The 19,258-nt window shown below is 65.0% G+C and carries 11 protein-coding genes; 5 read left to right on the forward strand and 6 right to left on the reverse strand.

The features are described 5' to 3' along the window. Positions 1-245 precede the first annotated feature (245 nt). The 3 genes from ABFE16_01525 to ABFE16_01535 form a co-directional block, all read right to left on the reverse strand. Complete coding sequence (locus ABFE16_01525) at positions 246-2,207, reverse strand: DUF6785 family protein (GenBank protein MEN6343948.1); 1,962 nt, start codon at positions 2,205-2,207, stop codon at positions 246-248. A 95-nt stretch (positions 2,208-2,302) separates the two neighbouring features. Then, a complete protein-coding gene (locus ABFE16_01530; GenBank protein MEN6343949.1) occupies positions 2,303-3,361 on the reverse strand; it encodes a hypothetical protein in 1,059 nt (352 codons plus the stop codon). 102 nt (positions 3,362-3,463) lie between these two features. Beyond that, on the reverse strand, positions 3,464-4,369 hold the full coding sequence (locus ABFE16_01535) for a Gfo/Idh/MocA family oxidoreductase (protein MEN6343950.1): 906 nt from the start codon (positions 4,367-4,369) through the stop codon (positions 3,464-3,466). A gap of 239 nt (positions 4,370-4,608) precedes the next feature. Here ABFE16_01535 and ABFE16_01540 point away from each other — a divergent pair, with 239 nt between their 5' ends. Both ABFE16_01540 and ABFE16_01545 read left to right on the forward strand, forming a co-directional pair. After that, a complete protein-coding gene (locus ABFE16_01540) occupies positions 4,609-7,518 on the forward strand; it encodes a malectin domain-containing carbohydrate-binding protein (GenBank protein ID MEN6343951.1) in 2,910 nt (969 codons plus the stop codon). A gap of 159 nt (positions 7,519-7,677) precedes the next feature. Further along, entirely contained in the window at positions 7,678-8,304 is a 627-nt protein-coding gene (locus ABFE16_01545; GenBank protein ID MEN6343952.1) for a hypothetical protein, read from the forward strand. A gap of 114 nt (positions 8,305-8,418) precedes the next feature. Here ABFE16_01545 and ABFE16_01550 read toward each other — a convergent pair whose 3' ends face one another. The 3 genes from ABFE16_01550 to ABFE16_01560 all read right to left on the reverse strand — a co-directional run bounded on the left by ABFE16_01550 (position 8,419) and on the right by ABFE16_01560 (position 11,710). After that, positions 8,419-10,041, reverse strand: coding sequence for a D-aminoacylase (locus tag ABFE16_01550; protein MEN6343953.1), 1,623 nt, complete (start codon positions 10,039-10,041; stop codon positions 8,419-8,421). Next, positions 10,041-10,736, reverse strand: a complete 696-nt coding sequence (locus ABFE16_01555; GenBank protein ID MEN6343954.1) for a cytidylate kinase-like family protein — start codon at positions 10,734-10,736, stop codon at positions 10,041-10,043. Before ABFE16_01555 ends, ABFE16_01550 begins: the two co-directional genes overlap by 1 nt. A gap of 116 nt (positions 10,737-10,852) precedes the next feature. Next, positions 10,853-11,710: an SDR family oxidoreductase gene (locus tag ABFE16_01560; protein ID MEN6343955.1), complete on the reverse strand. Its 858-nt coding sequence runs from the start codon at positions 11,708-11,710 to the stop codon at positions 10,853-10,855. A gap of 272 nt (positions 11,711-11,982) precedes the next feature. On the opposite strand from ABFE16_01560, the gene ABFE16_01565 reads away from it, so the two are divergent. From ABFE16_01565 to ABFE16_01575, 3 genes are all read left to right on the forward strand, one after another. Continuing rightward, on the forward strand, positions 11,983-13,290 hold the full coding sequence (locus tag ABFE16_01565; GenBank protein MEN6343956.1) for a Glu/Leu/Phe/Val dehydrogenase: 1,308 nt from the start codon (positions 11,983-11,985) through the stop codon (positions 13,288-13,290). 254 nt (positions 13,291-13,544) lie between these two features. Next, on the forward strand, positions 13,545-14,621 hold the full coding sequence (locus tag ABFE16_01570; GenBank protein ID MEN6343957.1) for a hypothetical protein: 1,077 nt from the start codon (positions 13,545-13,547) through the stop codon (positions 14,619-14,621). 242 nt (positions 14,622-14,863) lie between these two features. Continuing rightward, entirely contained in the window at positions 14,864-19,111 is a 4,248-nt protein-coding gene (locus ABFE16_01575; GenBank protein MEN6343958.1) for a hypothetical protein, read from the forward strand. The last annotated feature ends 147 nt before the right edge of the window (positions 19,112-19,258 follow it).

The raw sequence follows: 19,258 nt of genomic DNA on the forward strand, positions 1-19,258 counted from the left end.
CAAAGTAATCATCGTGGCTTGCATGCGCAAGCTGCTGACCATGCTCAACGCGATCCTGGCGCAAGGTGTACCTTACCACCACCCCACGCCCGAAACGGCTTGACAAACATCACAGTTACTCTCCACGGAGTGGCGAGGGGGAAAGGCAACAGTACGGCGCCTCGCCCTTGCCAGGCACTGGTGGCCCTCCAGAACCACTTGCGCTTCCCCCGCGCCGTAAGAACACGGAGTAAGGCCCGCAGGTTCTAGGGCCAGGGGAAGAAGGGCGCCGGGATGCGCCAGATACTGGCTACGGCGGCCCAGATAACCGCCTGCGAGAACTCGCCCAGAATCAGCCCGAGGAACAAGGGCTTGAGGCGCATGTAGACCTTCATCCCGCCGTAGCGGAGCACCGCTGACTTGAGCATCCAGGCGACGAGGATCGGGAACCAGAAGACGATCATGCTCCACGAGCCCGACAAGGCGAAGCCGAGGGGAGCCAGTGGCCACCAGGTGTAGCGGGCCCGCATGACGCTGAGGAACAACGCCACCAGCACGCCGGAGGAGAAGTAGAAGGGCAGCCGGATATCGTACTTGTCGGGTGACTCCATCACCGGCTGGAAGGACTGGAAGCCCCAGATCGGATTGCTGCGGTACACATAGCTGTAGAGGCCGATCGCGCCGCGCTGGTAGGGGATGATTAGGTGGAGCGCCCCGCCAACGAGTAGCGCAACCACCAGGGCGGCCGCGATGGCGCCGAAGAGGTGGCGCCGATCGAGCTTCACCAAGTCGGACATCTTCAGCCCGTCGAGGAAGGTCGAGAGAAGGTTCCCGCGCAGGTCTCGGGTGAAGACTGCATCGGCCAGCGACAGCGCAGTGAGTGTGGAGGGTCCAAGGGAGCTGGCCTTGGTGAAGAGCTTGACCAGATCGACGGGGCGGAAGCTCGTCTCGGTCATGAGCATCCCGGCCTCACTGACGCTGCGGGCCATGACGACGACCACGACGAAGACGTAGATGACGACCTCGACCACGGCCATCATCGGGCTCATCCCCAGCTTCGTGAACCAGTAAACCGAAGTGAGCGTGGCGACCCCGAGCCCGATCACTGCGACACGGTAGGGGACGAACTCGCGTTCATGGCTGTCTTCGCGGGCGGCCCCGACGGTGCAGGCCCACACATGGCGCAGATGCGGCAGCATGGACTTGATGAAGTAGCCCGCGACAACCAGGTAGGCGCCGGCGACCTGATAGCCATTCCAGATGGTGGTCGGATAGAGCGGCATGGCCTCCGGCGACGCCCCGAAGGCGGAGAAGAGGGTGTTTTCGAGCCGCAACAGGAAGTAGAAGGCCCACAGCGAGACCAGTATCTCGGCCGGCAGGAAGTAGCTGAAGCCCACGGCAGCCATGGAGCAGTAGGCGGTCGTGCTACCCAGGTCACACCACGGGCGACCCATGGGAGTGAACCAAGGGTTCAGCGGGTACTGCATTGGGATCAGGGGCAAGGAGGGATAGATGCCGCGCAGGCCGTCGATGGTGAAGACGACAGTGGGCAGCGCGAAGCCGATCCACATCAGGTGGTTGCTGAAGAAGCCCTTGCCCTCGGACTCCCCGCGCGCCATCTCGACCGGAAGGTTGACCAAGGGGAAGCTGAGCTTCTCGTGGTCGACCCACTGGCGTCGGAGGATGGTGGCAAGGAAGGCGTAGGACAGCAGCATGGAGACCACGACGACCAGCCAGGCGCTGAGCGGTCCCAGCCAGGGCTTCCACGGGATCGGTGTGCCAGGCTGCAGCCCCTCGTAGAAGGTTTTGACGATCGAGGCCTGTGCCTCGCCCTTCACGTCCCAGGGAACAGCCCACTGCGGGATGTGCGGGAAGAAGGTCTGGTCCCAGTGGTTCGCCGGGGTGGCGTAGTAGTTGACCGCGACGAGGGCGCCGATCCAGCGTTCCAGGAGCCCGCGCGAGGTGGTCAGGGCGGCCACGAGGATCATCATGTAGATGAGGATGACCTCGTGAGCCTGCAGGGAGTAGCGGTTGAAGAAGCGCCGGGCTACGCCATTGAGGATGACGACCACCAAGAGCAGGCCGATTGCCGCCGGCGCAAACTGGCAGATGGCGATCTGGATGCTCTGGACCACCAACTCCGCCCAGCAGACCACAAAGCAGGCTGCGGCGGCACCGATGAGACCTATGATGATGGCGCGAGCGCTGGCTGGATGGCGTTCACTCATAGCGTACCGAGCCGACTCTCCCTGCATCGAGGTCCGCGCCGCCCGACGGAAGAGCGGCGGCGTGGAACTGCGGGTATGAAGACGGGTATGGCGGCCTAGGTGTTGTCCTTGAGCCAGGACAGGACCTGTTCGCCCTCCTCCCGGCTCTTGACACCACACACGTAGAACAGTTGGTTGGGCTTGAGCTCCCGATGGTAGACCTTGATGTCCTCGGCGTTGCACGGGATCCAGACGCTCTTGCCCTTCGCCTGGATCTGCTTGAGCAGGTCCATCCACTCGATGAAGGGCTTGTTCCGCGCACCGTGCACCCACTGGATGCAGTCGAGGCCCTTGATGGAGCAGAGGTCGTCGAGATGGACGATGCACTCCGGGCCGTCGAGGTGGTAGACGCAGTGGCCCAGGAAGGCCGCCTCCTCAGCCAGAGCAGGCAGTGCCCAGCGCTTGAAGTGGCTGGGACCGATCAGGGCGGCGAAGTCACACTGGATGGTGTTGGTGCGCTCGGGGTGATAGGCCGGGACCCAGCCGAGGGTCCCGTGTTCGCCCATGTTGGCTGCCTCGTAGAGCGCCTGGTAGATCGGCTCGTAGACGGCTCGCACCTGCACCATGGCCCGGTCGACAGCCTCGGGATCGTCGAGCATCTCCATGCACAGCTTCGCGCCGCTCTGCATGGCCAGGAGCGTGTCCATGTTGCTGTGCAGGTCCAGGTGACTGATGAGCATCTTGCCGCGCAGGGCCTCAGCAAGGGCACGCAGGAAGTCGAGGGTTCGCCGCCACCAGTAGTTGTCGGGGTCGAGAGTGAGGGGAGCTGCCTCCGCCCAGCGCTCGACGCAGGGGACGGCCCAACTGGTGCGCTCGCCCTCGCCGAAGTTCAACTCGGCACCGAGCCAGGAAGCCATCTGGTCGGGACCAAAGCTGGGGACATAGCAGGGGATGGCGTCGCCGCCCCACCAGGTGCTCTCGCCCATGGCGAGGACCTGCTCGACCACCGGACCGAAGTCCTCACGCGCACCGGCCATGTAGGGGGGACCGGGTTGCCGCTCGCAGTCGTCCCTCGCGGCAGTGATGACGCAGACCGGGCGGTCAATCAGCTCCTGGTGCCAGAAGGCAAGCCAGCGCTGTTTGGCCTCTTCGAAGTCCGGCTTGAAGGAGAGCAAGGGTAAGGGACTCCCTCCCGCAGGATAGGAACCGTGGCATGGTACGCATACCCTTCCCTGCCCTGGAGCCAGGGCAGGGAAGGGTACGGTGTCTTGCAGTGGTTAGCGGGCCAGGTCGACCGGCTTGCCGTTGTTGGCGCCGGACTCCATGGCGGCCTCGATGAAGGCCACGAGTTCGAGCGTCTCCTGCAGGTCTACCGGCGGCTTGCGGGTCTCGAACATCTGGACCATCTGCTTGAGCAGCTCGCGGTAGATGTAGGCGGCATTGATCGGCGTGGTGATGACCTGCTTCTCGCACCAGGCGGTGAAGCCGTAGGAGTGTGCGCCCTGGCGAGTGCCGCGGACGGAGCCGATGCGGCCGTCGTCCCAGAGGCCGACCGTGACTTCGGCGCCCTCCTGGAAGACGGTCCAGACGGTCTTGCAGCCCGAGCCCATGAGGGTGAAGAGCGGCTCCACGCCATGAATGCCGTAGTTGAACAGGCCCGGGTTGCGCTCGTTCAGGCTGGCCGGGGTCCAGCAGTTGGCACCGAGGACCTTGCCATACTTGCCTTCCTTGTCCTCAAGGACTTCGACGACCTCGAGGCCGTAGCGCAGGGAGGAAGTGGAGAAGACGGGCACCTTGTTCTCGCGGGCGAGACGCAGTATCTCCTTGGCGTCCGCAGCGCAGCAAGCAAAGGGCTTGTCGATGTACAGCGGCATGCCGGCTTCGAGGAAGGGCCGCGCCCGCTCCAGGTGCATGCTGCCATCGACGGCCTCGATGAGAACACCGTCAAGGCCCATGTCAAGCAGCTTCTCGGGCTTATCGACGATCTCAATGCCCCAGCCCTTGAGCTTGGTCACGTACTCGTCGATCCTCTCCTGGGGGAGGACTGCGGACGGCAGCGGCACGGCGGCCACGATGTTGGCGCCGTCTACCCACTGCTCCTGGTCGATTTCCTTGTGGTTGAGCCTCATGCTGAACTGGACAACATGGGAAGTGTCGCAGTCTACGATGCCGAGTTTGAGCATGTGTCAACGCCTCCTGGCGAAGTGAGTCGAGCGACCGAACCATATATTTCCCCTCTGAGCGAGTACATACCTTCCCTGCTGCCTGCGGGCCTTCGCGGGGCGTTCCATCAAGGGAAAGGCTGCCACCGTGGCCCTTGCGAGCGGAAGGTCGGGGGAACCAAGGTCAGGAAAGGTGGTTATATAAGAGGGTGCGCAGGGCCTGGGACGCAGAGGACGCAAGGTGCCGAAAGGACAGCGCGATGAACCGTCGGTCGCTATGGATCGGATTTGCCTCCCTGGCAGTTGCCCTGGTAACTATCGCAGGAGCCGCGGAGTATGGACCGGTACAGGTGGAGCTTCGAGGCCAGACCCAGAGGTGGACCGAGCAGGGACCGGTGCTGGAGACCACCGATGATGCGCTCTACCAGACGGAGCGGTATGGCCCTCACTTCAGCTATGTTCTGACCGGACTGCCGGCCGGTCCGGCTCGGATCAAGCTCGGGTTCTGCGAGTTCAAGTACACCGACCGAGGTGAGCGGGTCTTCGACATCCTCGCCAACGGCAAGCCGCTCTTCAAGGATTTCGACATCCTCAGCGTCGGCGGCCCCGGAGAAGCCGTGATCGTGACCAGCCCGGTGGACATCCCCGCCGGCAAGCCCCTGGCCCTGGAGTTCGCGGCGAAGGTCGAGAACGCCAAGTTCAACTACCTGAAGGTCTACACCCGCGACTGGGCTTTCGAGGTCAAGGCTTCCGACGATCCCCAGGTCTCCCTCGGCCCCAGCTCGAAGGACGCCTCCTATCTCTCCGAGGCTTTCGAGACCTGCATCGGCAAGTTCGGCTCGCGCATCAACATCAACCCACGACCGCAGCAGGGGATCTGCCGCCAGAACCCCCTGGGCCACGCGGACTACAATGTCGCCTACTTCGAGACCAACGCGGCGCTGTACAACGACCCGGCGACGCCCGTGTACTATGCAGTGCGGTGTGAGGGCGACGGCGGACGCGATATATGGTACTCGCTGCCCTTCAATGGACGGCTGCAGCCCTTCACCTCCCTCAAGCAGAGCCAGACGCTGACCTCGCTGACCTACACGTGCCGGGGTCCCGATCTGCCGGTGGAGGTCACCTATTCCTTCCATGCGCCCTTCTACCCGCAGGACCTGAAGCTGTGCGTCGCCCCGTACCTGCTGCTGGATGTGACCGTGCGCAACCTCACCTCGGCCGAGCGCAAAGGGACCGTTGTGGTCGGCCAGTCCCTGCGCGGCACCGACACGGCCCAGGCGGCCCGGGGCAAGGGCTGCTTCGGCGTGCAGTACAACCTGCCGATCTTCCAGAAGCTCACGCAGCAGGCCTGGCTGGTTGACCAGAAGGCTTCCGACGGGGTGACCGCTCACGTGGGGACCCTGGGGATCCCGGCCGGCGGCAAAGTGCAGAGCGCTGCAACGACGACCGACGCCGATGGTCGCACACAGCTCGCCTCGACCTGGGCCGACTCCGCCAGCGGCCTAACCTGGGACTTCACGGTGGCTCCCCAGGCCTCGTCGACGCGCACTTTCGCCTATGTGGGCTGGATGGGCGGGCAGATTCTTGAGGTCAAGGGCGTGCCGTACCACTTCAAGTACGCCGACCTGTTCACGGACCTGTTCGACGTCGCCCGCTATGGCTTCGACCAGAGAGCGGAGATCGACCGGAAGGTCGCGCTCTTCGAGAGCACCGTTGCGGACTCCTCAGCCCCGAAGGCCCTGCGCGAGTTTCTGGCCTTCAGCTTCCAGAGCTGGGTGCAGAACACGTTCTACTGCGCCGACCCGGAAGGCAAGGACTGGTTCAGTGTCTGGGAAGGCTGCTGCAAGTTCCACTCGACGGTGGACGTGGAGTACAACGTCGCGCCGCTGTACTTCGACTACTGGCCGCAGTTGATGAAGCTGACCTTGCAGGAGTGGACGGGCTACATCCACGAGGGCATCCTGTCGCATGACATGGGGATGGGGCTCCAGGCCAACGGCATGAAGTACGGGCATGACATGGAGGTGGAGGAGAACACCAACTTCGTGCTGCTGCTGCACCAGTACTGGCGGCAGACCGGTGATACAGCGGCGCTCGAGGAGTTGTTCCCGGCGGCGCAGACGCTGCTGGATCACGTGACGGCCTGCGATACCGACGGCGACGGTTTCCACGAACTGGGGACCTACAACACCATCGACCAGGGCTCGGCAGCCGTCCAGTATGCGCAGAATCAGACCTATCTGGCGATGCGGGCGCTGTGTGCCTATGTGTGCGGAGCGCAGATGGCGGAGAAGCTCGGCCAGACCGCCAAGGCGCAAGAGTGGGCACAGAAGGCCCAGGTCACGGCCAAGACTCTGAATGAACAGGCCTGGCAGGACGACCACTTTGTAGTGACCCTCAACAAGCAGCCACAGACTCAGGAGATCGCTGCCGCTACCGCGCCGGGGGGCAATGGCGACCCGGACTACGGCGGGCTGATGGAGGGCGAGTACAACGGCAACGGTGGCGGCTACCGGGGGAACAACGGACAGTACAACGGCGGCTACTCACAGTCCTATGCGCCGAAGCCGGTGCAGGGCTGGGACGGCTACTCGATCTACACCAGCAACGGGATGCTGTACCCGATGCGGGTCGGGCTGCAGGTGCCGGGGCTCGATCTGAATCGCCTGCGGACCGATCTCACCCGTGCAACCCTGGAGACCCTGAAGCGCTACGGGAGCCCGCACACTGACCGCGAGAACAACATGTGGGTGTCGCAGAACCTGTGGCGGGACATGGCGGCTGCCTATCTCGGCATGGACCTGTCGGATACCGTCCAGGGCTACTGGGACCTGGAGAAGTACATCAACCGGGCGAAGCGGGGCTGCTTCACGGATGTGTATGTGTATGGCAATGACAGCATCTCGCTCGACTACTACCCCCGGGGAGTGGCGGCCTTCGGGTTGCTGCCTGCCCTGGCGGGGCTGCAGGTGGACAAGGTATCCGGCCTGGTGTCCGTGGCGCCGGTGCGCACGCCGCTGCGAGTGCCCCTTCTGACCTACGCCGACTGGGCGGCGGAGAAGGTGCCCTGGCTGACCCTCGTGCCGAAGGACGGTCAGACGCAGGTGAGCGTCGACGGCCAGGTTCCGGTGCCGGTGAAGCTTCGTGAAGCCGGCAAGCCCTGGTAGCAGGCCGGTCGGCAAGGAGACCCTTGAGCGCCCCTTCTTGACGGAGGGGCGCTTTGCTTTGGGACGCCAAGAAAGATACATGGCGGCGCCAAGGACTCGCAAAGCATCAATAAGAGAGGCTTGCAGGCGTCAACACCCCACCTGTGGAGGAGAGCCTGCATGCCTAGTGAGACCTACCGTCAGGACATGATCGACCGTGTCGTCGCCCACGCCCTTGCTGCCGTGAAGGCCAGCCAGGACGGGAAGACGCACCTCGTGCTCGGAGATGGGATGACATCTCAGCGTCTGAGTCTGCGCGAGGGAGGCTACTGCGCCCGGTTTGTGCGGCAGGTGTATGAGACCGGCTGCGAGTTCGGCGAGGGACGCTGGCGCTATGCCGCCGGGACTGCGCTGGAGATGTGCAAGAAACTCGCCGACGACAAGCACGAGGTGGCCGACGGCTCGCTGACGCCGGGGGACATCGTCGGCATCAACCGCAACTGCGGCGCCTATGGTCACGTGGCGCTGTACGTGGGCAAGATCCAGGGCAAGGACATGATCGCTGAGAACACCAGCAGCGGCACTCGCGGGAACCCTCGCCGCGCTGGGACGAAGCTGACACCCTTCGAGGAGTTGCGGCCGCGGATCACCGGGGTCTACCGGCTGCTCACGGGAGTAAAGGCGGCACACTGGCCGGGATTCCGCGCCTTCCTGTACTCGGGGAAGCAGTGCCAGGAGATCGAGCTCATGCCCAACGGCGACCACCGTCTCGACCAGGGGAAGACCTACTGGCGGCTGCGCCAGTAGGAGCCGGAGAAGTGTCCGGCTCCCGAAGACCGGGCAGAGGAACTGCGAGGGCCGAAGGGGCCACCCCAGGGTGGTGACTCCTTCGGCCCTCTGGTTAGCCCAAGAAGGGTCAGGTCAGGCTCCGAGAACGGTTCCGACTCCGGGATGGCGATTGGCGCTGCCGTCGATGGTGACGACGCCGTTCACCAGCACGTAACGAATCCCCAGCGGGTACCGATGCGGGTCCTGGTAGGTCGCGGTGTCCAGCAGCGACTGGGGATCGAAGACCACGAGGTCGGCCTTCATCCCCTCGCGGATCAGCCCGCGGTCGGTGAGTCCGAGACGAGAGGCGGGGAGACTCGTACACTTGCGCACGGCCTCCGAGATCGTCATGAGGCCTTCGTCCCGAGCGTATCGGCCGATCACTCGCGGGAAGGTGCCATAGGCGCGGGGATGTGGCTTGCCGCGTGACAGCGGGCCGTAGGGTGCGAAGACCAGGCTATCGGTGCCGACGCAGCCCAGGGGATGCTTCAGACAGGTGCGCATGACCTCTTCGCTTTGCGAGAACTGCACGATGCTCACATGGCCGTTCTCGGCAACCAGCAGGTCGAAGGAGACGTCGAGCGGATCGGCGTCCTTCTCCTGAGCGATCTGGGTGAGTGACTTGCCGACCGTCCACTGGTTCTCGGGTGTCGCGACCTCGGTGATGACCAGACCGTCGAAGTCCATCTGGAAGATCCCGGGGTCGTCGCTGCCGGCCTTCCACTCCTCCAGCTCGTCGCGGAGTCGCTGACGGCAGTCAGGGTCCTGCAGTCGGGCCATGACAGCCTCGTTGCCGCCGTCATGCACCCAGGCGGGCAAGGACCCGGAGAGGTGTCGGCTGCCCGCGGTGTAGGGGTAGACATCGAAGCCGACATCGATCCCCTCCTGATGGGCGGCCTCGACGACTTCCATCGCCGGAGGCAGGTTGCCCCACCAGCGCTTGCCGGAAGCCTTGAAGTGGTCGATCTGCAGGCGCAGCGGGGCTAGGGAGCTGACACGCCGAGCGATACCGATCATCGCCTCGACACTCTCGACCAGCTTGGAGCCCTCGCTGCGCAGGTGTACGGTGAAGAGCTTGCCCTTCCGTGCGGCGACCTCGGCGAGGGCTTCGACCTCATCGTCGGCGGCGAAGCTGCCCAGTGGATAGGCAAGCCCGACGGAGATGCCAAGGGCGCCTTCATCGAGGGCCTCTGCACCTACTGCGGCAATCCCGGCGATCTCCTTCGGCGTGGCAGGCCGGTTGTCGAAACCCATCACCCAGGCGCGTAGAGCGCTGTGACCGACTAGCTGGCCGACGCTGATGCTCGGACGGGCGGTAGCCACTCGGGACAGGTACTCGGAGGTGCGCAGCCAGGTCCAGGCCGGCTTCTCAGTGATGAAGGGGCACAGGGCATCGAGTTCGTCCTGCCGGCCCGCGCGCACCGGGAAGGGGGTGAACCCGCACTGGCCATTGACCTCCAGCGTCACTCCCTGCCGGACCTTGCTCTCCGCCGCCGGGTTCACAAGAATCGTGAAGTCCGAGTGGCTGTGTAGGTCGATGAAGCCGGGACTGACTGCGAGCCCCGGAGCCTCGAGAGTCTGAGTGGCCGAGGCCTGCGGGAGCGTGCCCACGGCTTTGATGGTGTCGCCGACGATCCCCACATCGCCGGTCCGCGGCGGAGCGCCGGTGCCGTCGAGAATCTGCGCCCCGCGGACCAGAACGTCGAACTGTGGCATTACTTATCCCCTGATTCCTCGCGGCTCCTGAAGGCTCGAATGACGATATCGGCCGCCTGCTCAATGGTGAAGTGCTCGGTGTTGATGACAAGGTCATAGCCCATCGGGTTGGAGGGATCGCAGCCGAAGCGCCCCCGGACGAACTGGTAGCGTTCGTGGTCGCTCTCGAGCACCTTCCGCCGGGCGGTCTTCAGGTCCATATCGTGCAACTCGGCGATACGGGCTACCCGCAGGGCCTCCGGGGCAAGGATGCGCACGCGGAAGGAGTCCTGCAGGATGCAGGTAGCAGCTCGGCCCACGATCACAGCCTTCCCCTGCTTGGAGATCTGCTTCATCACCTTGACCAGTGTGCGCAGATAGGTGGTCTCCGTAGGTCTGTGGCCCTCAAGCAGTTGCAGCAAGAGATTGCTGACGACGTCGGGGCTGTGCTCATCATGCTGCCGAACGTGGGCCACGTCGATTCCGGCCGTCTCGGCCACGTGGTCGATGAGCTCCTTGTCGTAGAACCTGAAGTCGAGTTCCCGGGCCACCAGACTGGCCACGTTGGTGCCGCCACTTCCCCACTGGCGCGAGATGGTGATCACATCGCGCCCGGCGCCATGGATGACAGTATCTCTTTCGAACCGCTGGTGCAGCCTTTGGTCAATCTCCCAGCGCCGCATCTGTCTGCCGACCAAGTGCTCATGGACTTCCACCGTCGGTCACCTTCTTTCCCTGGGCTGACCGCTGGACGAAGCCTCACTTCAAGGGTCTGGGGCTCTGTAAGTGCAACCAGTTGCGAGTCGAGTTTACCCGGAATCTGCGGCGGTACCTACCAGGCAGTCCAGCCTCCTTCGAGCGGGAGGTTCGCCCCGGTGACGTACGCCGAGGCCTCCGACGCCAGGAACAGTGCGACGCCCTTGATGTCCTCTTCCCCGGCCATGCGCCCCAGGGGCGTGCGCCGGCAGTAGTTGTCCACGAACTCCTGGGGCTGGTTGCTGAAGTATCCGCCGGGGCTGATTGCGTTCACGCGAACTCCGCGGGGAGCATAGAAGGCGGCCAGGTAGCGAGTGAGGTTGATCAGGCCTCCCTTGGCAAAGGCGTACTCGGCTGGATTCTTCATGCCCGTGCTGCCGTAGACGTCGAACTGTGGGCCGACCATTCCGTAGATAGAAGCGATGTTGATGATGCTTCCGGTTCCCCGGGGGCCAATCTGACCGCCGGCGCCGACGGTGCCCTCAGGACGCGAGACAGCGATGACCTCGCCCAGGAGGCGAGTGGCTAGCAAGATCCCGGTGGAGTTGACTTTGAGGGTCTCCTCCCACTGCGCGGCACTGACGGTCGAGAAGTCGCCGCCGGTGGAGCGTGCGACCGCGTTGTTGACCAGAACGTCGAGACGGCCGTAGTCGGCCATCAGATGGTCGGCGAGGGCTTTGACTGATTCCTCGTCGGCGATGTCCACCTGCGCTGCGACCCCATCAAGGTTCTGGGCCCGAAGCTCGGCCGCCTTCTGTTCGCAGGTGTCGAGGCTGCGGGAGGCGATGACGACCTTCGCCCCGGCCTCAGCGAGGGCGGTGCTGATGCCCGATCCGTACATTCCGGCGCCGCCGGTGACGACGGCGACTCGGCCCTCCAGAGAGTAAAGCTCGCCCACTTTGCGGGGCGCCCCGAAACTGTGTCGACTGTCCATTGCGGCGGCTCCTTTGACTGCCCGGCAGTGCTCGGGCTGCGGGTTTCTGCAGTCCGCCCTACGCACTGAGGGTCTGTCCATCGGTATCCTCAGTGCCGAGGGCACCTTTCGTCATCAGGTGGCAGCCATCCTGCCTCAAGGCCGGGACAGGTACTGTTCTGGCTGGATGCGGAAGATTGCCCGGATACAGGAAGGACCCAGGCGCCTGGACGCCGAAACGTCCTCTGCAAATCGCTGTGTGGCACAGGGACCCGTACCAGGAGGTTGATCTCGTGTCGACGGACGTCTATCCCAGTGAGATGGAGAACCTGCTTCAGAACGTTGAGCCCCAGACGCGGTCTGTGTGGCTCATGGAACGGGCAGGTGAGAGGTTAGGTCTTCCCACCCACGAGATCCACGAGTTGGTCGCCCCGCAGCAGGTGACGGCCTTCCGGATCCCGTGCAAGATACTCGGGAAGGTCGTGAACTTCTGGGGCTGCCTGTCGCTACACAACTCGGCGCGTGGTCCCTTCAAGGGCGGGATTCGTCTCGCCTCGGACGTGACCATCTGGGAGACGATTGAGCTCTCTCGGCTGATGACACTCAAGTGCGCCGTGTGTGACGTGGAGTTCGGCGGCGGCAAGACGGGCATCCGGGTCGACATGGCCCAGATGTACGAGCTCTTCGGCCGCAAGCCGCGCGACCTGGCCTTTGAGAAGATCATCTCGCTGGACGCCGTGGAGTACTACGCGCAGCACTTCCGCGATGTCTTCAGCAGGCACACCTACATCCCTGCCCCCGACATGGGCACCGGGCCGGATGAGATGGCCTTCATCTACAACGAGACCCAGGACCCGGCGTCGGTCACGGGCAAGGGTGACGGAGTACAGGGTTGGCTGCCGGGTCGTAAGGAGAGCACGGGGATCGGCTGCTCCTATGTGACTTTGCGGATGCTGCAGGAGGGGCTCGGCATCGATCCTGCCGGGGCGTCGGTGGCGATCCAGGGCTTCGGCAACGTTGGCCGCCCACTGGCCGTCGACCTGGCAGCCCACGGGTGCCGCATCGTGGCGATCACGGACCTGTATGGCGGCGTCTATAACTCTGACGGTCTCGACATCGATGGGCTGCTGGAGCATTTCGGTAAGGAGGCCACGGTCGGGGGCTTTGCCGGAGGTCAGCCGATGGAGGGCAAGAGTCTGTTCCGTGTCGAGGCGGATGCGGTGATTCCGGCGGCAGCAGGCGGCGTCATCAACCAGGAGGTTGCCTCTGAGCTGGCGGCGCGGTGCGTGGTGGAAGCCGCCAACATGCCCACGACTGTGCAGGGCATGCAGGTGCTCGAGGAGCGCAAGATTCCGGTCGTGCCGGATATCCTGGCCAACGCCGGCGGCGTGATCGCGTCGATGCTCGAGTACTCGAGCTCGCTGTCGGCGATCAAGCCGAGCCGGGAGGGCGTATATCAGGTGGTGCGGGAGAAGATCGGCGAGAACTTCGACCTGGCGTCGGAACGGTGCCGGAGCGAACAGGTGAGTCTGACACAGGCTGCGGTGGAAATCGCCGTAGAACGGGTATACAAGGTAATGAAGGGACGGCGAATGCTCTAGCCGGGCGTTTTGGCCTGAGAGGGCCTGGCTCGGAGCGAGTTCCCCGGCCTTGCAGCAAGGTCAGTGGCGGCAGGGCGCGGAATAGGTCTGGTGCAGAGCCGCCGGGACGCCTGGCCGGGGCGTATGTTACCGGCTTGTGGAAGCCGTTTGCAGGGCGGAGGCATGCTGGACAGTTGTGCCGAATACTGCTATTCTAGCACATAGAACAAATGGCGGACGCATCGCTTGCGTACCCCACTTGGGAGGCGAGCCTCTTGCGGTGCCCACTTACCGGTACTGTGCTACTTCTGTGCGTAATTCTGAGCGTAGGTTACGCGCAGGAGGTCAAGGTCGAGTATTTCGCGGCGGACCCGGCAAAAGCGATTGACCTGAATGCTCCAGACCTCAAGAGCGAGATGCTCGATCTGGGCATTGTCATCGCGAATGTGTCGGACAATGCGGCGGTAATGGACCAGGTCCTGGCCCAGACCCGCGAGAAGCCGGTGAAAGCGGTCTGCTACGCGGTACGGATCACCAACCAGACCGGTAGCCCGATTCCGCTGAGCTACGACACCGTCAATCTTGCCTCGGGAACCTGGCAAGAGGTGGACGCTGACTTCACCAATCCCACCTTCGACAAGGCGAGTCCGGTGACGGAGTGGGCCGGTGCGAAGTCTATCTTCGCCAAGGGCAAGACCCTTGCGGATGGCGCGACGGTGGACGGTGTGGTGTTCTACGAGCTGCCCAAGGAGACCGCGTCGACCGGCGGGATGCTGGGCGCTTCCATGGGCTCTGGGATGGACATGGGCGGCATGATGGCGGCAGCCCCGGCGCCGCAGGAGCCGCCACGCCGCATCCAGTACGTTGCGCCCGCGTCCCTGAAGGTCAAGGCTGCCGAGCCGCGTGAGGCACCGGATCTTCTGCAGGACCTCGACCTGGAGTGGACGAGCGTTTCGTCGCTCAGCGCGCCTCCGGGTGGCAAGCCCCGGATCTTCCCGGGCATGGGCAATGTGGATGACAACACGCCCCTGCGCGTGGGGACGCCGGGTGCTCTGAAGGCCGCTCCGAAGAGCCCGGTTGAGGCCAGCGTGAACCTTGTGGGCGAGCAGCCGGCAGCCGGAATGGGTGGCATGCCTGGGATGTCGGGCATGGGCGGCAGCATGGACATGATGGGGATGCCCAGCGGAATGCCCGGGATGCCTGGAATGCCTGGTATGGGCGGCGGCATGCCGGGGATGCCCGGAGCGCCTGGTGGTCCGGAGATGGCGCCCGGTGCGCCGTCTATGCCTGGCGAGATCCCGGAAACAGGCGGAAAGCGTCCGCGTCGCCCAGGTGCGGGGCCGGAAGAATAGCTAAAGGCGGGTCGCCGTTGAGGTGTGCCCACCGTGGGGCTCGAAGTAGCCCGCTGCCACAAGAAGAGTCGCAGGGACCGCCAGCCTGGCAACGGGCTGGTGCCTGCGGTTGTAGCCTAGTGTGATGTTGCACGGACGGCACGAAGCTCCCGGTCGTGGCCGTCTGAAAGAGGTGTACCGACGTTGCTCCCGCGGCCTCTGTCGCCGCGACCTCCGATGCAGAACGCAGGGAGAGCTGACCGATGAGATCACGCATGCAGTGGACCGCCTGCCTGGCACTCACCCTCCTGGTGACTAGCGGCGCCCTGGCACAATTCCCCGGAATGCCCGGAATGCCGGGCGGAGGCGCAATGCCCGGGGACCTGAGCCAGTTACTGGGGCAGTTGGGTGGCATGATGGGTGGCGGCATGGAAGGCGCAGGGATGGGCATGGCGGCGGCGCCCGCCCCCAGCAAGTACATCTCCCCGCTGGTTCCCCTGTGCTGGGCAGTGGGCCGGTCGCAATACCCCGGCATCGCCTGCCTGTACGCGACCAAGCAGCAGAAAGCCCAGCTTGAGGCCCTGATTCGTCAGGTCGCCCCGAGCATCGAAGGGCGCTACTGGGTCAAGTTCGCCGACGTCACCGTTGATACCGATCCCCCCAGCTTCATCCGTGAGGTGCTCGCCGCCAAGTACCGCCTCCCCAAGGGCGGCGGCGGTGCGGCTGGAGCGGCCGCCGGTATGGAAGGCGGCAGCGCCGAGGCCGGTGCAATGGGAATGGGCATGGGGATGGAGGGCTCCGGCATGGCTGGAGCGGCGGCTGCCGGCAGCGTCTCCGATAAGGAACTCAAGGTCGAGGCCCGGCGTGCGGCTCCCTGCATCGTCATCTTCGGCAAGGACATGTTCAGCCAGGGCGCAGGCGCTGCGACACCCGCTGCAGCAGCAACCGCCGCGATGCCCATGGAAGGCGGCAGCATGGACGCCAGCGGGATGATGGGTGGCGCCATGGGCGGCACTGCAGCTCCGGCGGCCGGCGGCAGCAAGTGGTCCCTGATGGACCGCAGCTTCATGGTCTACTGGTCCTTCGTCGGCAACAAGGAAGTCCCGACCCCGGAAATCCTGCGCTTCGTCCTCGACGCCGTGGGCGACCGTCAGGCCGGCATCGACCGCTTCGCGCGGCAGCTCAAGCAGGACAACAAGAACGCGAGTGTGACGCTGGAACTGGCTCGCGCTTACGTCCGCGCTCTGGAGCGCGGCAAGTCCTTCCTGCCGGGGCTCGGACTTAGCGCCGACCCGGCTCGTGCCCGGGTCGTCCAGCAGAATCAGTACATGGCGGACTACCTCCTGGCCCGCGCGGAGACCCTTGGCGGCGGCCGAAGCCTCGTGCGTGATATCCGCGACGAGCAGGCCAAGCTCGCGGGCTCCTTCCGCTACTGCCCGCCGACAAGCCTCACTCCTATGCTGAGCCAGTACTTCCCGGGCATCGTGGGCTACTACCAGAATCAGGGCCAGCGTCTGCAGCTAGAGGCCTTGCTCGACACGCCCGCCGTCCAGCAGCAGATGAACAACGGCCACTACTGGTGCAAGCTGGTTAACCTCGTCTCGAAGGACACCGCCAAGGACACCAGCGTCATCGGCATGGTTCAGGACGAGAAGCTGGACGCCGAGATTGAGAACTACCCGGCCCTGGTCCTTTGCGGCCAGGACATCTTCAAAGAGGGCGACCCGGTCACTCCTGCCCAGGCAGCAGCAGCCGGTGCAAGCGCCGGCGGAGCAGGGATGGGCATGGAGGGGATGGCGGGCGCGCCTTCCGGTTCCGGCATGGAGACCGGCGGAGCGGCCGCGACACCCCAGGGCTCGACCTCCACTGATGACGGCAAGCTGACCGGCTGGATCCTCGGTGGCGCCGGAGCCGCTGCAGCCGGCACGACCACGGCGGCCATGCCCGGTGGTGCCAGCGGCAGCGCACCGGAGGGCATGCCCTCTGGTGGCGAGGCGATGGCTGAAGGCACGATGCAGACCGCTGCGTCGGCCGTCGGCGAGATGACCTGGAGCGACTGGGACTATCGCCAGCCCAACCGCATGGCGTACCTGATGCAGTACGTCCTGTTCCAGGGCGCTCGAAGCGCCAAGGCCATTCCGAGCAGCGCAGACCTGGCCGCCAAGATGCAGACGGCCGTCACCATCGACAACGCCGCTCGTGCACTCAAGAACGACAAAGAGCATGACGACATCGATCTTCTCCTGACCGTCGGTCAGGGCTTCGTCGACCTCAAGCAGCACTACATGGCGGACTACTTCCTGGCTCGCGCAGAGAAGTGCGCCAAGGATCTGGACAAGAAGATCGCCGAGACCGAGAAGCGCCTCGCCGACGACGAGTTCGTCTCGGACTCCGAGCGCAACACCTGGAAGGACCGCTACGCCCGGCAGCGCGATGAGTTCGTCGTCTACCGCGATCGCATTCGCCAGCTCCGCATCGCCCTGCTCACGAGCTTCGGCAACGAGCAGCCGACGAACCAGATACCGGTTCTCCTCACCGACTTCCCCGGCATCATCGTCTTCTACGAGGGCGACTCCAGCTATGACCCGTCAGCAGCGGCCGAAGAACCGGATGCCAAGACGCCGGTCGTCAGCCGCCAGTCGGGCGCGGTTCGCTCCCTGCTGAGCCAGCCGCACATCGCCAAGTACATCGAAGACAAGTACTGGGTGAAGTACATCCGGGTCAAGTCCAGTGACAAGGATCCGCGGCCCGGTATCACGCCCAAGCCAGACTGGATGACCCGGCTCCCGGCAGTGCTCATCATGGGCGCCGACCTCTTCCATACTGTCGGCCCGCGGGTAGCCGGTGGTAAGACGGCTGCCGGAGCGGCCGCAGCAGGAAGCGCTGAGACAGGCGCGATGGCCGGCGGCGTGGCACCCGGCATGGAGATGGGCGCCGGCTCGATGGGCCCCGGTATGGAGGGTGCCGCAGGTGGCGCCGCTGCCGGTGTGTCCTCAACAGGCGACCCGGCTGAGTGGCTCCCGCCTGCAGGTGGTGGAGCAGCAACCACCGCTCAGGCTGGCGCTGAGGGCTCGATGAGTGCTGAGGCCGGGGGCGCCATGCCCATGGCAACCGCGGCAGCTCCTGCCGCCGGTGGGCCTCCGCAGCCGATCGGCATCCTCACCGGCACCTCGCCGATGGACGGCATGTTCGCCCAGTGGGCAGACTATGGTCACGAGAACCAACTGGGTCTGCGCCAGGGCTATGTGATGGTGCACTGGTCCTACATGGGCCGCAGCCAGCTCCCGCGGGAGTGGAACCAGCAGGCGCACAGCGCCAGCCAGAAGCCGGAAGACTTCGACTACTTCCGCCGGCTCCTGGAGCGCACCTACGAGGTCGATCGCCTTGCGCACCAGGCCTACGAGGAGGAGCGACTGGCCTCGGGGATGACGCCCGCAGCCACTCCTGCCGCCACGACGGTGCTTGACCTGGCCTCCGAGTACGTTGGCCTCCCCGGAGCCTACATGGCTGAGTACATGCTGTCGCGCGCCGAGTACCTGGTGCAGCAGAAGTGGGAACCGGTGACCTCTCGCGTCACGAAGGCTGCAGACGCGGCCCTCGCCGAGCAGGCCAAGGGACGAGACTTCACCGGCGGCGACTACCTGGTAGAGATCCGCAACTTCCTGCAGCAGACACCCGAGGACCGGTCGGCCTGGATGGCCTCTCCGGCCCCGAAGGCATGGTTGGCGGCAACCGTCGCGCTCCGCCGCATGGGGATGCTTCCGACCGTCTACCTGCCGCAGTATGTGTCCCTGCAGTACGCTTCAGCCGCCGGTGACGGGCAGGGCGCCATCGCCTCCTCCTCGCTGATGGGCCGCCCGATCCCGGCGTACTTCCAGCTCCCGCCGGAGAAGCTGACCGACACCCAACTCAGGGAGGTTCGCACCTCTGCGATGAACGCGCTGTCGGCCGGCGCGATCGGCGTGGACCCGAAGGCGCTGTGGTCGCGGCTCCTGCTGGTTGAGACCGAACTGCGCGCTCGCCGCGGTGCCACCGACATCGATAGCTCCTGGCGCGAGATCATGTCCCTGTGGACGAGCCGCCAGCAGACCAGCACCGGCTACTCCGACAAGATACTCGAGGCGCTGGACAGGGCAGTCGACGGCGAGATCAACGTCCTCCGGGCCCTCAACGATGCGGGCATGCGCATGCAGGCAGCGCCGGGCTCCGGTGCGGACATGGCGAACCGGACGATGAGCGCCGCCACGGAGGAGAACCCGGACTGGGCGGGCAGCCCGCTGAGCGAAGTCGCCAGTCTGCGCGACTACCTCAAGGCCCGGCCGCACGATCGCGCTGCGGACCAGGCCCGTTACCTGATGGGCGTCATGCTCGAGACCGGGCCGACGGCAAACGACATGCGGCCGCTCACCAACGCAGCCTCTGAGCAGTACGGCAAGCTCAAGCCGATGGACACTCCGCCGCACTGGTGGCGTTTCGGCTATGGCCGCTGGGACCGCTTCCAGGCCAACTAAGGTACTCACGACGAGGGACCTTCTTCTCTCAGAGTGAAGAAGGTCTCCTCTGTCTCCAGGACGAACTAGCAGGCCGCGGCTGATACAGTCGCGGCCTGTCCTTTTGTAGCGCGCGCTGAGCAAGCGCGGGAGGCATGTGCACGCCCT

It is taken from the genome of Armatimonadia bacterium, from assembly GCA_039679385.1.
In the GTDB taxonomy this organism is placed as follows: Bacteria; Armatimonadota; Zipacnadia; order Zipacnadales; family JABUFB01; genus JAJFTQ01.